14 protein-coding genes are annotated in these 15,065 nt (G+C 42.7%); 5 read left to right on the top strand and 9 right to left on the bottom strand.

What is annotated here, in order from left to right; all coding sequences use genetic code 11:
- Positions 1 to 2: 2 nt before the first annotated feature.
- The 4 genes from ACGTN9_RS02115 to ACGTN9_RS02100 form a co-directional block, all read right to left on the bottom strand.
- Positions 3 to 992: a LacI family DNA-binding transcriptional regulator gene (locus ACGTN9_RS02115; RefSeq protein ID WP_499590058.1), complete on the bottom strand. Its 990-nt coding sequence runs from the start codon at positions 990 to 992 to the stop codon at positions 3 to 5.
- Between the two features lie 134 nt (positions 993 to 1,126).
- The gene (locus ACGTN9_RS02110; RefSeq protein ID WP_499590508.1) at positions 1,127 to 1,624 is read right to left on the bottom strand and encodes a GNAT family N-acetyltransferase; all 498 of its coding nucleotides are present in this window, start codon (positions 1,622 to 1,624) and stop codon (positions 1,127 to 1,129) included.
- Positions 1,625 to 1,633: 9 nt separating this feature from the next.
- A complete protein-coding gene (locus ACGTN9_RS02105) occupies positions 1,634 to 2,263 on the bottom strand; it encodes a fumarylacetoacetate hydrolase family protein (protein ID WP_499590056.1) in 630 nt (209 codons plus the stop codon).
- An 11-nt stretch (positions 2,264 to 2,274) separates the two neighbouring features.
- Positions 2,275 to 2,712: a GNAT family N-acetyltransferase gene (locus ACGTN9_RS02100; protein WP_499590054.1), complete on the bottom strand. Its 438-nt coding sequence runs from the start codon at positions 2,710 to 2,712 to the stop codon at positions 2,275 to 2,277.
- 291 nt (positions 2,713 to 3,003) lie between these two features.
- Between ACGTN9_RS02100 and ACGTN9_RS02095 the strand changes: the two genes are divergently transcribed.
- The 3 genes from ACGTN9_RS02095 (at position 3,004) to kynB (ending at position 6,476) form a co-directional block, all read left to right on the top strand.
- Positions 3,004 to 4,452: an MDR family MFS transporter gene (locus ACGTN9_RS02095; RefSeq protein ID WP_499590052.1), complete on the top strand. Its 1,449-nt coding sequence runs from the start codon at positions 3,004 to 3,006 to the stop codon at positions 4,450 to 4,452.
- Positions 4,453 to 4,562: 110 nt separating this feature from the next.
- Positions 4,563 to 5,843, top strand: coding sequence for a kynureninase (gene kynU / locus ACGTN9_RS02090; RefSeq protein WP_499590050.1), 1,281 nt, complete (start codon positions 4,563 to 4,565; stop codon positions 5,841 to 5,843).
- 12 nt (positions 5,844 to 5,855) lie between these two features.
- Positions 5,856 to 6,476: an arylformamidase gene (gene kynB / locus ACGTN9_RS02085; protein ID WP_499590048.1), complete on the top strand. Its 621-nt coding sequence runs from the start codon at positions 5,856 to 5,858 to the stop codon at positions 6,474 to 6,476.
- 473 nt (positions 6,477 to 6,949) lie between these two features.
- Here kynB and ACGTN9_RS02080 read toward each other — a convergent pair whose 3' ends face one another.
- Both ACGTN9_RS02080 and ACGTN9_RS02075 read right to left on the bottom strand, forming a co-directional pair.
- Positions 6,950 to 8,467, bottom strand: a complete 1,518-nt coding sequence (locus ACGTN9_RS02080) for a BCCT family transporter (RefSeq protein WP_499590046.1) — start codon at positions 8,465 to 8,467, stop codon at positions 6,950 to 6,952.
- A 122-nt stretch (positions 8,468 to 8,589) separates the two neighbouring features.
- A complete protein-coding gene (locus tag ACGTN9_RS02075) occupies positions 8,590 to 8,763 on the bottom strand; it encodes a hypothetical protein (RefSeq protein WP_499590044.1) in 174 nt (57 codons plus the stop codon).
- 145 nt (positions 8,764 to 8,908) lie between these two features.
- Between ACGTN9_RS02075 and ACGTN9_RS02070 the strand changes: the two genes are divergently transcribed.
- Entirely contained in the window at positions 8,909 to 9,781 is an 873-nt protein-coding gene (locus ACGTN9_RS02070) for an alpha/beta fold hydrolase (protein WP_499590042.1), read from the top strand.
- A 39-nt stretch (positions 9,782 to 9,820) separates the two neighbouring features.
- On the opposite strand, the gene ACGTN9_RS02065 is transcribed toward ACGTN9_RS02070, so the two are convergent.
- The 3 genes from ACGTN9_RS02065 to ACGTN9_RS02055 form a co-directional block, all read right to left on the bottom strand.
- On the bottom strand, positions 9,821 to 10,279 hold the full coding sequence (locus tag ACGTN9_RS02065) for a hypothetical protein (RefSeq protein ID WP_499590040.1): 459 nt from the start codon (positions 10,277 to 10,279) through the stop codon (positions 9,821 to 9,823).
- Between the two features lie 157 nt (positions 10,280 to 10,436).
- The gene (locus tag ACGTN9_RS02060) at positions 10,437 to 11,678 is read right to left on the bottom strand and encodes an aminopeptidase (protein WP_499590038.1); all 1,242 of its coding nucleotides are present in this window, start codon (positions 11,676 to 11,678) and stop codon (positions 10,437 to 10,439) included.
- A 106-nt stretch (positions 11,679 to 11,784) separates the two neighbouring features.
- Positions 11,785 to 13,680, bottom strand: coding sequence for an ABC transporter ATP-binding protein (locus ACGTN9_RS02055; RefSeq protein WP_499590036.1), 1,896 nt, complete (start codon positions 13,678 to 13,680; stop codon positions 11,785 to 11,787).
- 229 nt (positions 13,681 to 13,909) lie between these two features.
- Between ACGTN9_RS02055 and ACGTN9_RS02050 the strand changes: the two genes are divergently transcribed.
- Entirely contained in the window at positions 13,910 to 15,001 is a 1,092-nt protein-coding gene (locus ACGTN9_RS02050; RefSeq protein WP_499590034.1) for a Fe(3+) ABC transporter substrate-binding protein, read from the top strand.
- Positions 15,002 to 15,065: the final 64 nt, after the last annotated feature.

Raw genomic sequence — 15,065 nt, 5'->3', positions numbered from 1 at the left:
CATCATCCCTCTTTTCTTCTGGTGGATTCACGCTCCATAAAGGTAACGTCATATTCTACATTTTCCTGTTCCGTTGTCGGGTCATTTATTTTATCTATCAACATTCGGGCTGCCCGTTCACCAATTTTATAGATTGGCTGTTTAACGGTAGTAATCGATGGGGTAGTCAATTCTCCAAGAGAGATACCATCAAACCCCACAACAGAAATATCATCGGGTACTTTTTTCCCTGATTTTTTCAGAGCCTTCAATGCACCAACCGCCATCAAGTCATTTCCGGCAAAAACTCCATCAATATCAGGATAAGCTTTTAATAGTTTTGTCATCGCTTGTTCGGATTGCTTCATATGATAACCCCCGTTTTGAACCAATCCCGGTTCAAACCACTTACGATGGGATACTACATCTAAATAAGCTTGCTTTCTTTGCATAGCATTATCTACATTATCCGGTCCTGAGATGTGAGCGATTCTTTCACAGCCAATGTCTATGAGATGCTGGACGGCTTTTTTGGCTCCATCCTTATTATTTACAGTAACTGCAGGTACTTTCCGATCAATGATACGGTCAAGTGCAACTACCGGGACATTCAAATCTTTTATATGTTCATAAGCTAGTGTGCTGGTGACGACAATAAAGCCATCTACCTGCTTTTGCCGTAATACCTGCATATATTGTCGTTCTTTTTGCTCACTGTCATCGGAATTGCATAACACAAATGTGTAATCCAATTGGTTGGCGACATCTTCTACAGCACGTGCCAACTCCGGGAAATAAGGGTTAGTGATGTCAGGTACAATTAAAGCAATCATTTTCGACTTTCTCTGATATAAGCTTCTAGCAACGTCATTCGGTTTATAGTTAAGTTTTTCAATTGCATCAAGCACCTTTTGTTTCGTATCGGGATTGACACGCTCCTGTTTGTTGATGACCCTTGAAACAGTAGCTACCGATACTCCTGCTTGTTTTGCCACATCTCTAATAGTTGCCATTTCTGCACCTCTCAAAATCATGTAACCGGTTACATGATATAGCTAAAATTAAACCGACTGTTATATGTAACCGGTTACATATAACATAAAATAAAACAGCTCTCCTGTCAAGCATAGAAGGACTGCTTATATTCTTACAATAACTTCGCCATATAATACTCATTCACATACTTTCCATCAATCAATAAGGAGTCCCGTTTGGTGCCTTCCACTTCAAATCCAGCTTTTTTATATAATCCAAGACCCGCTGCATTACCAGTCACTACGGTCAGCTCCAGGCGGTGGATGCCTTTTTCTTGTGCCCATGCTTCCAACGCTTGTAAAAGTTTTGTACCGATCTTCTTGCCACGGAAATCAGCAAGGATACCAATCACTAAATAGACAGAATGCTTTATTCGTTTAGCTTTCCCGCCCACAGCGATCAAGTATCCTGCGAGATCCCCGTCCAAGTCCGCCAGAAAGATAGCTGCATTCTCCTGATCCTGGATACTTTCAATCATCGTTTTTTGGCGTTCAATACTTATATCTCTTTCACCGGATTCATAAAGCATAAAATTCGACTCGGCTTCCACTTGCTGGATCAGCGCACGGAATTTCTCAGTATCAGCTATATCAATATGTCTTATATTCATGATTGTCATTCACTCACCTTGTCTAAATTTACATTCACCAAGGGTTTCTCCATCCCACACCAATTCCATGTGATCGCCATCGACAATTGGGCCTACTCCTTCAGGTGTACCAGTGAAAATAATATCCCCTTCACCTGTGCCTAAATGTGTACCACAGTAATCAATCAGTGTTTGCAGGTCAAAAATCATTTGCTTAATGTTTCCCAGCTGCACTTGTTCTCCGTTTTTCATGAGAGCAAAGTCTTTTTCTTTACACTTCTCTTCTCCCGGAAAAGTAATGAAGTCACTGATGACTGCTGCGTTTGGAAAGCCTTTTGCCATCAGCCATGGATGCCCTTTTTTCTTCAGTTCACTCTGGACATCACGCAAGGTAAGATCAAGTCCAAGCGCCATACTTTCAACAATTTCGTTTACCTTTATACCTTTTTCATAAGGCCTGCCCAGACGCACTACCAACTCTGCCTCATAATGAACCTCCCCCTTACCTCCCGGAAGCATGATTTCTTCTCCATCAGCTTTTACCAGTGACCGGTTCGGTTTAGAGAATAAAAGTGGTTTCGTCGGCACATCATTATTCAACTCTTTAGCATGGTTCACATAATTACGCCCTACACAATAAATGTTCTTTATTTCGTTCATTGGTATCATCCTTACTTCATTCTTTTTTTAAAAACATAGCTTACTTTGTCATAGTCCACTTTTTCTTCGTAGAAACGATGGGCGTCTGTACGCTGCAATCCAGAAGACAATGCCACACTTTCGTAGCCCTTCTGTTTTGCCCAGTCATGAACAAACTCTAACAACACTTTCCCATAGCCATTGGAACGGCTATTTTCATCTGTCACTAAATCACATACCCAAATAAACCTTCCATAATAAAGCGTGGTCATCGGTTCGAAACCTACTACTGCTACAATCTTTTCTCCATCATATAAAGCAAACATACGGTAACCGTCTGTTTCTTTGGCTTCCGCTACTAATTGATAATAGGTAGAGGCATCAAGGTGAGTTCTTAGCTGCTTTATTACTGGGTAAGCTTCTAAGATATCTTCTTTCGATTGAAGCTCTTTGAGTGATGGTACCTCCATGGCAAAGCTCCTTTATCAGAATATTTTCAATATCACTAGATTAACATATCTCACCCCCACCAGGGGTAAAAAAGAATGGGCGACCTTTTGAAAACATGGTGCTATAAACAGTTAGTTATTGGTGAGTTAGCGCAAAGATAGTTCCGGCCCGTTGAAATCGTACAACTATCACTTATTGGACTCCCACTGACCTAGCGCGTTTCATTTGTCACCTACTGTCAAAATCAGTATAATTTTATAATTGGTCTATGAAACTATGTTATTGAGATAGATAGAAAAGGAGGAGAACTCATGCCGGATCAGAATTACAATAAAGTTTTAATGGCTGGATTATTGCTTGCAGGTTCGTTCATTACTATTCTTAACCAAACACTTATGATTACGGCTATTCCTCCGATTATGCATGAAATGAACGTATCAGCCAACTCAGCACAGTGGCTCACTACAGTCTTTATGCTTGTCAATGGAATCATGATTCCTATCAGCGCCTTTTTGATAGAGAGATTTACCACAAGACAACTGTTCATTACTGCCATGAGCGTTTTTACTTTTGGAACGATAGTCGGAGGGCTTGCGCCTAATTTTCAGCTGTTATTGGCGGGGAGGGTCATCCAGTCGGCTGGGGCTGGTGTAATGCTGCCCTTGATGCAAACGGTGTTTTTATTGATCTTTCCTGTTAACCGCCGTGGTGCGGCGATGGGGTATATTGGACTGGTCATATCCTTTGCACCAGCAATCGGGCCAGCGTTATCAGGCTGGATTACCGAACATTATACCTGGCGCGCTTTATTTCTAATAACCTTGCCGCTTGCAGTTATCATCATTGCGGTCGCCTATTTCATTCTAAAAAATGTTACCGAGCTGAAAAACCCGAAGGTCGATATCCCTTCCATCATTATGTCTTCCATCGGTTTTGGAAGTCTGCTTTATGGGTTTACCAGTGCCGGGAATAACGGCTGGGACAGCTTGATTACCATATCAGCGCTAGGAATTGGCTTACTGACGCTTATATTGTTCATTACCAGGCAATTACGAATGCACCACCCAATGCTCGAATTCCGCGTATTCAAATTACGGACGTTTACCATTACAACTATCATTGCCATGATCACTTTCATGGGGCTTATCGGTTCGGAAACTCTGATCCCGTTGTATATGCAGAATATGCGCGATTTCACTGCTTTTGAATCAGGTCTTGTACTTTTGCCCGGTGCCCTGATTTCGGGATTCATGTCCCCCATCACTGGCCGGATCTTCGATAGGATAGGAGCACGATTACTGGGAATTGTCGGCCTGACACTGATTACTGGGGCCTCTCTGGCACTTTCTTTCCTGGATCCTGCGACAACTATCGTTTACTTGACCGTTATGTATGCGATTCGGATGTTCGGTCTATCCATGGTGATGATGCCTATTACAACTGCAGGATTGAATGAACTGCCAAACAAATTGATTCCGCACGGTGCTGCAATGAGCAACACGATGCGTCAAATTGCAGCATCGATTGGTACAGCCATTCTTGTTACAGTAATGACATCCACTGCCCAAAGTGCAGCCCAGCAGCCTGATGTAGCTAATCCGGATATTCACGGGGTCAATGTGGCATTCCTGGTGATTACCGTATTGTCTTTCATTGGTATACTATTATCGATTTTCGTTAAAAAGACAGCTCCACCAACGGATGAAGAACTAGAGACGACAGAACAAGATCAAAGAAAACAAGAAAAACCAGATGCCTGATCAAGATCAAGGGGGATACATGATGTATCTCCCTTTTTATTTTGGTTGAAATAGACGATCGATTGGATCGTTTCCAAATAAAAGCTATAATAAATACAGGAGGCGATTTGATGGACAATTCAAACATAACTCGTAAAGATGCGATCGAACTGGACAACCAAGACAAGCTTGCGCACTTTAAAAAGGAATTTTACATAAAAGAAGAAACTTTATATATGGATGGAAACTCGCTGGGACTGTTATCAAAGCGTGCAGAAGAAACGCTCCTCACCTCTCTGGAGGACTGGAAGCAGCATGCGATCGAAGGCTGGACAGAAGGGGAACAGCCATGGTATTACATGTCCGAAAAACTCGGTGAAATGACAGCACCTCTGATCGGGGCAAAGAAAGAAGAAGTAATCAACACCGGATCCATCACCACCAACCTGCATCAACTGCTGGCCACCTTTTTCAAACCAGAAGGGAAAAAGACGAAGATTTTGGCTGATGCTCTGAACTTTCCTTCCGATATCTATGCTTTAAAAAGCCAGCTCCGTCTACACGGGTTGGATCCTGAACAACACCTGATCCAAGTGCCAAGCGATGATGGCCGGACGCTTGACGAGGATACAATCATCGAGCTGATGAATAACGATGTAGCTCTGCTGCTGCTCCCTTCTGTTCTATACCGCAGCGGCCAGCTCCTTGATATAAAGAAACTGACGAAAGCCGCTCATGAAAAAGGGATCATCGTCGGATTTGATTTAGCTCACTCCATTGGCGCCCTTCCCCATGAACTTCATGAGTGGGAAGTGGATTTCGCTGTATGGTGTACGTATAAATATTTGAACAGTGGCCCAGGTGGTGTCGGCGGACTTTTTGTTCACGAAAAACATTTGGGACAAGCACCCGGACTTGCAGGCTGGTTCAGTTCCCGAAAGGATAAACAATTCGATATGGATCACACCCTGATACCGGCAGAAACAGCAGGTGCCTTCCAAATCGGTACACCGCACATATTAAGCTCCGCGCCTTTAATCGGTTCCCTGGAAATATTTACAGAAGCAGGAATCGAAAATATTCGCAAAAAATCACTGAACCAGACCGAGTTCATGATGAAGTTGATCGAACAAGAACTGGATGGCTTCGGGTTTACGATTGCGAACCCTCGTGAAAACGAACGACGCGGCGGCCATGTCAGCCTTGAACATGACGAAGCTGCAAGGGTCTGCAAAGCTTTAAAAGAAGAACATATCATTCCTGATTTCCGCTCACCGAATGTTATACGGCTTGCTCCAATCGCCCTGTATGTATCTTATGAAGATATATTTGAGATGGTCATGCGCTTAAAGGAAATCATGGAGAAGCAATCCTACAAGAAGTTTGAAAACGAACGAGGTATTATTGCATAAGGAGGTTAGATTATGAAAATCATTGATATTTCCATGTTGCTGGATCAGCAAACTCCCCCATGGCCGGGAGATGAGCAATACGCTTACCATTTAACGTGGTCTATGGAAGAAACAGGCTCGGTCAATGTCGGCAGCATCAAAATGAGCAACCACACGGGCACTCATGTCGATGCCCCTTTTCATTATGATAATAAAGGGTTGAAAATAGCCGAACTACCGCTGGAAAGATTTCATGGTCAAACCATAGTGGTCAATATCGAAGGAAAATCAAAGGTAGGGGTGAAGGATTTAAAAGGTATTGATTTTTCCGGAGTATCTAAACTGTTACTCAAATCTAACAGTTGGAAGGACCGAACTGCCTTCCCTGAAGACTACACCGTCCTCGGTGATGATCTCGGTCCGTTTTTACACGCCAATGGCATCGACCTGGTCGGGGTCGACACTCCCTCCGTCGATCCAGAAACAAGTAAAGAATTGAAAGCCCACCACAGCTTATATGAAAATGATGTGCTGATTCTGGAAGGATTAGTGCTTGATCACGTAGTTCCCGGACAATATGAACTCAGTGCCTTTCCGCTAAAAATGGCAGAAGCTGATGGCAGCCCTGTCCGTGCGGTATTGAAACAGAAATAATATTAGAAAAACTCGGCTTATCGCCAAGTCCTTATGGCGAAAGCCTTAGTTTTTCTTATACTTTAATCCTTTAACAAGGTTAAACTTTCTTAAAGTATAAAACAAGGGGCTGTCCCAAAGCCTCTTTAAAATGAAAAAGAGGCCGGGACAAAAGAATATAATTTAAATAAATCCCGAACAAATTCCATTGAATTGTTCGGGATTTATTTATTCAACAATATATGAAGTACCGCTTCGTCAAAATACTTCGCTTTCCGCGGGCACGGCCTCAGCCTCCTCAGAAAGCACAGACCGCTTTCTTCCGGGGTCTTTGGACTCGTGCTGTTCCCGCAGGGCGAAGCCCGAGGAGACTTGTCGTCTTCCCCGCGGAAAGGGAATCGTTTCCCAGCCCTACTGTTACGGTATCAACAATAACGAAAAGGGGCTGCCCCAATTAGTCTATTACAGACTTATGGGATAGCCCCTTTTCTAAATTATAGTTTTTGATCGCGAGCCATTTCCTTAGCTACCTTTGGTGCTAACCAGACGACTGGTAGTAATAATAGGGAAACGGGTACAGCGGTTACGACAATGAAAGATTGTAATGCACCGACTCCACCTTCTCCAATGAATAATAAGATAGCTGCTAATGTTCCCATGACTACAGACCAGAAAATCCGAAGCCACTTTTGCGGATTCCCTTCTCCTGTAACTGCCATAGCAATCGTATAGGACATCGAATCATTGGTGGTAACTACAAATAAAATAGTCAGCAACAGGAAAAGCGGAGAAATAATTTCGCTTAACGGGAACTGCTCCGTAATTGCGAACATGGCAGCCCGTTTCCCTGCTTCATTCAATGCTTCCGATACAGAACCTGCTGTTTCTAATTCAAAGAAAATCCCTGACCCGCCAAGCACTGTGAACCAAAAGGCCGAAATCACCGGCGCCATAATAGAAATAGCCAGGATAATCTCTCTGATTGTTCTGCCTCGGGAAATCCGGCTTACTAAAATAGCCATCATTGGCCCATAACCGATGAACCATCCCCAAAAGAACACGGTCCATAAAAATAACCATTCTTCATCAGCCCGGAAGGTACTCATCGGAATGAATTCTTGTACGTAAAAACCAAAAGAAGAAATAAAGTAATCAATGATAAAGCCACCAGGGCCAAACAAAAGTACAAATAACATCAATACAACCGCCATACGGACATTAAAACTGCTCAACCATTGAATCCCGCGGTATAAACCAGTAACCGCTGAAATAGTAGAGATGATTACCACGGCAATAATAATCGATAGCTGGGTCCCGAAAGTATCCGGAATACCGAATATCGTGTTTAAACCATAACTAGCCTGCGCTCCAAGAAAGCCGATTGGGCCAATTGTACCTGCTGCAACCGCAATGACCGAAAAGGCATCAATAATCTTACCGAACCAACTATCCCTGAGCTTTTCCCCGAAAATAGGATAGAGAAGCGTCCGGGGCTTCAGCGGCATCCCTTTATAATAATGCCCATACATCATTACAACGGCACTAATCGTACCTAAAATCGCCCAGGCAAGAAAGCCCCAGTGCATAAAGCTTTGTGCCAATGCAGCATTAATGGCTTCTGTCGTGCCCGCTTCGATTCCACTGTGAACCGGTGGTACTGTCAAAAAGTGATACATTGGCTCCGCAGCTGCCCAAAATACACCGCCACCAGCAAGTAGAGTTGCCATAATAATAGACAGCCACTTCCACAAACCGATTTCAGGTTTATCCAATCCACCCATTTTGATTTTTCCTTTTTTGGAAAAAGCAAGCCAGAGACCGACAAAGAAGGTCGCAAGCATCAACAGCTGCCAAAAGGCTCCGAAATAGTTAGAGGAAAGGACAAGACCTTGGCTTACCAGTTCAGAGACCATTGTTAAATCTATAAAAGCTAATAAAATAAAAATAAGTAGCGCTCCACCACTTATAATTAAAACAGGCCAGTCAATATGCCCATAATTTTTTTTATTCATAGTTAACTCCTTTATTATACGAATTAAAAACACAATATCGAACTATACCAGTTATCTGATCCTGTTGCAAACCAAAAAAACCTCATCCGTAATAGGGTGAGGTTTCTGTCAGGATATTATTCTTATTCACCATCCGTATCCCGGTCTTCACCAGGAGCCAGTCGTTTTTGACACTCTTTACAAAGCTTCACCTTTTCCTCTTGTTTGCTTGCCAGTAACTTACCACAATTGCTGCATTTTCCAAATTCGTTGGGGTTGGCTTGAAAGCCTGTCAAATGAGATTCTGGGCCAGTCATAAAACACAACTCCTTGTCATTCGATATATTTTTGCTTTACCCGAATCAAGGAAATCAAAACCCAGTGTTCCATTGGACGCCATACATTTGAAAGAACAGCAAATTATATTAAAATAGAATCAGTTTCACAGCAGGAGGAACTTCTATGTGGAGAGATTATTCAAAACAAAATAAGCTGATGCTGATTTTGGCAGCTGCTCTCATCATCGGGGCTGTCATATTTTTTATAAATTCAACACCTACCAGCTCTCAGGACAATGCAAACATCACCCCTACTTTATTTGTGCACGGGTTTAAAGGAGGTCCAGGATCCTTTAACACCATGCTCGACCGGTTCGAGGAAAAACGATTGGGGCAGAAAGAAATGGTCATTCGCGTATCTACTGAGGGTAAGCTTTCCATCCGCGGGGACTTTTCCGGGAGCAAACACCCTTTCATCCAGGTGATTTTCGAAAAAAACCGCGCATCTCTCCATCAGCAGACATTCTGGCTGCAAGAGATAATGGGAAAACTACAAACTGATTTTGGAATTCAGCAAATGAACATGGTCGGCCATTCGATGGGAGGTTTAGCCTCTGCTAATTTTTTAGTCCAGAGCGATGGCACGTATCCGAATGTCGAAAAGCTGGTGGTCATGGGGAGCCCTTTCCTGGGAATCGAAAAAGAAGAATATTTTGCGATGAATACCGGTGAGGCATTGATCGATTTACGCGAAGATGCGAAGGCACTGACGGCGTTGATAGGAAGTAAAAATAGCTTTCCTGACGATATTGAAGTCCTTGCCATCGCTGGAATGATCGATGGAAAATATACAACAGAAAATGCTGACAAGGTAGTGAAACAAAAAAGCTATGACGGAGGAGACGGACTAGTAAGCGTATCCAGCGCGCTTGGCATTAAGCAGGTGGTGTCAAAAAGCAATTACCACCAGGAAGTGATTCATGATGCTTCAGCCACGCACTCCGGGCTGCATGAACATTCAGATGTTGACCAATCTATAGCAGAATTTCTTTGGTGATACTCCGATTCTGCAATCCCCCGTTCAAGCGGGGGATTTTCATTCTGCTTCAATAATGAAGCTCGCAAAATCTTCGCCTTCCACTAATACTTCCATTAACCACAGGCCTGGCTTATCTAAACCAAACTTCGCCCCACTCGCTGCATCTGCAGAAATATCTTCAAAAGAGTTACCACTGATAGCCTTTTTATAAAGTTCGATCGATTCATCCGCTTCTTCATGGGTAGCGATCAAGGTATATTCTTTTCCAATAAGCTCTTCAGGGTCACCCCAGAAAAAAACACTGTACAACCTTCCTTGAGGGCCAGCAGGGAAAGCAGCCTCATCACTTTCACCATTCTCTTTTACAATAGCAAATTTACCTTCTTTTCCATAGTAAGTCCGGTCTTCAACTTCGAACGTTTCGTCCTTGCTCCATACTTCTTTCTGCTCCGCTTCACTCGAGCAGGCAATTAACAATAAAAGTATTATTATTACACTGACGGAAGCCTTCTTCATAGCACCTTCCACCCTTCCGTTCATAATCCATTAATAAGACTATTCGTCATTTTCTTTAAATAACCTCCTATTTTCTAAGCGATAATCAACGATGCCTTTACTAAAAGCCTGCTCAAAAAGAAAATGCCGGATGCTGTATCCGGCATTTGTCTATTACCTAATCAAATTTAATGGCCCAGCTGCCTTTACGCATGACCGCTTCTGTCGTCCCATCTTCCAATACGCCATCAATATCCAATTCTCCAGATCCCATCATGAAATCCACATGGGACAAACTGTCATTTACCCCGTGCTTATCAAGCTCTTCTTCATTCATATCCGATCCACCTTCTAAGCTGTTTGGATATGCTTTACCTAACGCTAAATGACAGGAAGCATTTTCATCATAGAGGGTATTGTAGAAAATCAAACCTGATTGGGAAATTGGCGATTCGTTCGGTACGAGTGCCATTTCCCCAAGACGGGTGGAACCCTCATCTGTGTCCAATAAATGCTTCAAAGTAGCTTCTCCTTGTTCCGCTTTATAATCAACAACTTTTCCTTCTTTGAAAGTTAATGTAAAGTCATCAATCAGGTTTCCGCCATAATTCAACGGCTTCGTGCTTGACACCTGGCCGTTTACGCCGTATTTATGAGGAACTGTGAACACCTCTTCGGTCGGCATATTGGCATTGAAAGGTATCCCCTCTTTTTCCGTCTTGGATGCTCCTCCCTTCCAAATATGCCCTTCCGGAAGTTCGACTTCCAAGTCGGTTCCAGGTGCTTTATAAATGAGTTTTTTATATTTTTTTCGATTCAGGAAATCCCTGGCTTGGGCAAGAATATTGTTATGCTCTTCCCAGGCAACAACTGGATTTTCCTTGTCGACTCGGACAATTTTAAAAATCTGTTCCCATAATTTAGTGACTGCTTCCTCTTCACCAGCTTCAGGAAATATCTTTTGTGCCCAAGTAGTGATCGGAATAGAAACAATGGACCACTGGATACGGTCATTCATTGTAAAGCTGCGGAAGTTTTTCATGGCCTGGGCTCCCGCCTTATTAGCTGCAGCTATTTTTTCCCCATCTATTCCTTTTAATAGATCCGGATCAGTTGAACGGATGGATAAAATAGCAGCTCCACCTTCCGCAAAGTAATCATACATATCGACTTTCCATTGGGGGACCTCAGCAAGTGTTTCTTTTGATTCATACTCGTACTTTGTACGGGTAATAGCATCATCACTCCAGTTGATATGTACCGTTTTGGCCCCCATTTCGTAAGCTTTTTTAACTACCATTCGTGTGAAATCTGCCCCTTCAATGGTCGAGTTGACCATCAACATTTGATCCTTTTGCAAGTTGACGCCTGTTTTCAACGCCAACTCGGCATACTTTTCTAACATTTGCTGTTCTGGCATCTTTAACTCCCTCTCTCTAATAATTTATATCTCGTATCTATTATTCCATATATTGTCTGAACAAACAAAAAAATCCGCAGTCTGTTGCCGCGGAAATTTTTGACAATTATTTATTTTCTAATTCTTCCACTAGTAAAGATAATTCTTCCCAGCGCTCCATTGCCTGCTCCAGCTCATCCTCCAAAATTTCCTGCTCTTTATATAAGTCCTGGACTTTACCGAGATCACTTCCTGCTTCTGCAACAGAAGTTTGTACATTTTCTATTTTTTCCTCAAGATCGGCTATTTTATCTTCAATGCCTTCCCATTCTTTTTGTTCATGATAAGAAAGCTTCCGCTTCCGTCGTACCGGTTTTTCCGCAGCCTTTTCCTGCTGCTTCTTTTCGGCAGCTTGAAGACGTTCTGTTTGTTTCTTCTCATCCATATATTCACTATAATTGCCGTGGAACTTTCTGATTCTTCCTTTACCTTCGAAGGCGATCAAACGATCGGCTACTCTGTCGAGGAAATACCGATCGTGGGAAACCGCGATGACTGCACCTGGGAAATGATCGAGATATTCTTCCAGGATACTCAGTGTTTTCGTATCCAAATCATTGGTTGGTTCATCTAAAAATAGAACATTAGGTTCCTGCATGAGCACACGCAACAAATAAAGACGACGACGTTCTCCACCTGAGAGTTTCCTGATGTAGGTCCATTGCTGAGATCTCGGGAACAAAAATCGTTCCAGCATTTGTTCAGCTGTGATCTCCTTGCCATCAGCAGTAGTGATCACCTCGGCCACTTGTTTGATGTATTCGACCACCTTCAAACTGTCATCAATTTCTTGATGATCCTGTGTATAGTAGCCGATTTTCACTGTCTCTCCGATATCAATGGTACCTTTATCAGGTTCGATACGCTGTGCCATGATATTCAATAGTGTAGTCTTACCACTTCCATTAGGACCGATGATACCCAAGCGTTCTTCAGGCACAATTAAGTAACTGAAATCATCAATCAGCGTTTCTCCCGCAATCCTTTTTGTGATAGCTTCGAGTTCAATCACTTTTTTGCCTAACCGATTCGCTCCAATAGCAATATCCATATTCTGTTCCGCACGGGGACCAGATTGATTTCGTAATGACTCTACTCTCTGCTTGCGAGCCTTCTGCTTAGTCGTCCGCGCTTTTGCACCACGTCTTAACCATGCCAATTCACGCCGGAGCGTGTTCTGCCTTTTTTCCTCTGAAACTCGTTCCTGCTCGTCCCTTTCAGCCTTTTTTTCCAAGTAAGTTTCATAGTTTCCTTCGTATATATAAAGGCTGCCCCGATCAAGTTCATAGATCAAATTGGTTACTCTGTTCAAAAAGTAACGATCGTGGGTGACGACAATCAAAGCACCTCGGTACTGGGAAAGGAATTCCTCCAGCCACTCAATGGTTTCGTTATCCAGATGGTTGGTAGGTTCGTCCAAAATCAACAAGTCTGCGGGTTGAATAAGTGCCCGGGCAATGGCGACTCGTTTTTTCTGGCCACCTGACAACTCCCCTGCTTTTTTATCAAAGGTTTCAATCCCCAGTTTAGTTAGAATCGTTTTAGCTGCCGTATTTGCTTCCCAGGCATCGTTTTCATCCATTTGCTGCTGGTTCATTAGCAGCCGTTCTTGAAAGCTTGTATTTTCCGGTTCGTTTTCCAGTAATTGCAAGGATTGTTCATAGTCCCGCATCGTTTTCATAATCTCAGAATCGCCATAATATATCTGTTCCAATACAGTCAATGCTGGATCAAGTTCTGGTTCCTGATGCAGATATTCGATTCGAAAATCCTTCGCATGCTTCATCTCCCCGGACTCCTTTGAATCCAGGCCAGCGAGCACCTTCAGCAAAGTCGACTTACCTGTTCCATTGACTCCGATCAAACCAATTCGCTGCTGCTGGTCTATCGTAAACGATATATTTTCAAACAGGGTCTTCTCCCCATATGTTTTCTTCAAATTTTCCACTTGCAAAAGACTCATATCTATCACCCTTATTATTAAGCTTGCTCTATTATAACATTGAAGTCTGAAGTTTCTTACCAAGAAAGAATAAAGCCCTGGTAATAAGGCCAGTGCAGGACAAGTGTGACAAAATTGAAAAAGATTATCAATTAGGCTTGACTTGAGAATCATTTTCAGTACAATTATATATGACATTGAAAATCATTATCATTTAAATGGTTAAAATTACATAGGAAGGTGGAGGAACATGAAGAAGAACAAATTATTCGCATTAAGTTTTGTATTTATCTTTGCAATTTTTGCCCTTGCAGCTTGTGGGGGATCTGAAGAGGACACAAGTGAATCGTCCGGAAATGAAGACAAGGCATCTGAAAATAAAGAGGCAAGCGGTGAGGTAAACCTATACACAGGACGCCATTATGAAACTGATCAGGAATTATACGATAAGTTTACAGAAGAAACAGGGATCAAAGTCAATGTTATTGAGGGTAAAGATGATGAGTTGATCGCACGCTTAGAACGTGAAGGAAAAGCATCTGAAGCAGATTTATTTATTACAGCTGATGCAGGTCGCCTGCATCGTGCAAAAAGTAAAGACCTTCTGCAAGAGGTAGAAAGCGATACACTTAATAAGAACATCCCAGAAAAATTCCGTGACGAAGAGAACCAATGGTTCGGCTTGACCAAACGTGCCCGTATCATTGCTTATAACAAAGAAACTGTTAACCCGGAAGAAATCAAAACCTATGGGGACCTTACAAAAGACGAGTGGAACGGCAAAGTTCTGATTCGTTCTTCCGACAACATCTATAATCAATCCCTTGTTGCATCCATGATAGCTACAGAAGGTGAAGAAGCAGCCAAGGAATGGTCTCAAGGCATTGTCGATAATATGGCTCGTGACCCTAAAGGCGGCGACCGCGACCAGGCGAAAGCAATTGCTGCTGGTGAAGGCGATGTCGCTGTCATGAACACCTATTACCTTGGTAAAATGTTGAATTCCGAAGATGAAGAAGAAGTAAAAGTTGCTGAAGGATTAGGTGTCATTTTCCCTAATCAGGATACTACCGGCACCCACGTCAACATCAGTGGTATCGGAATGACTTCAAGCAGCAAAAACAAGGAAAATGCAGTGAAGTTGATGGAGTTCCTTTCTCAAGAAAAAGCTCAGAAAGATTTTGCGGAAGCAAACTATGAATATCCGGTCAATCCTGAGGTCGAAGCAGCAGAAGTTCTTCAGTCCTGGGGCGAGTTCAAAGAGCAGGATATCAACCTGACAAAACTGGGTGAAAATAACGCAAAAGCAATCAAGATTATGAATGAAGTCGGTTGGAAGTAATTATGAAAGTTTCATGACATAAGTGCCGTACCTTTCTGGGGTACGGCCTTATGTATATGTACAT

It is taken from the genome of Halobacillus sp. B23F22_5 (genome assembly GCF_043497085.1).
Lineage (GTDB): Bacteria > Bacillota > Bacilli > Bacillales > Halobacillaceae > Thalassobacillus.
The sequence above is the reverse complement of the archived record's forward strand: the minus strand, read 5'-3'. Positions and strand labels throughout refer to the sequence as shown.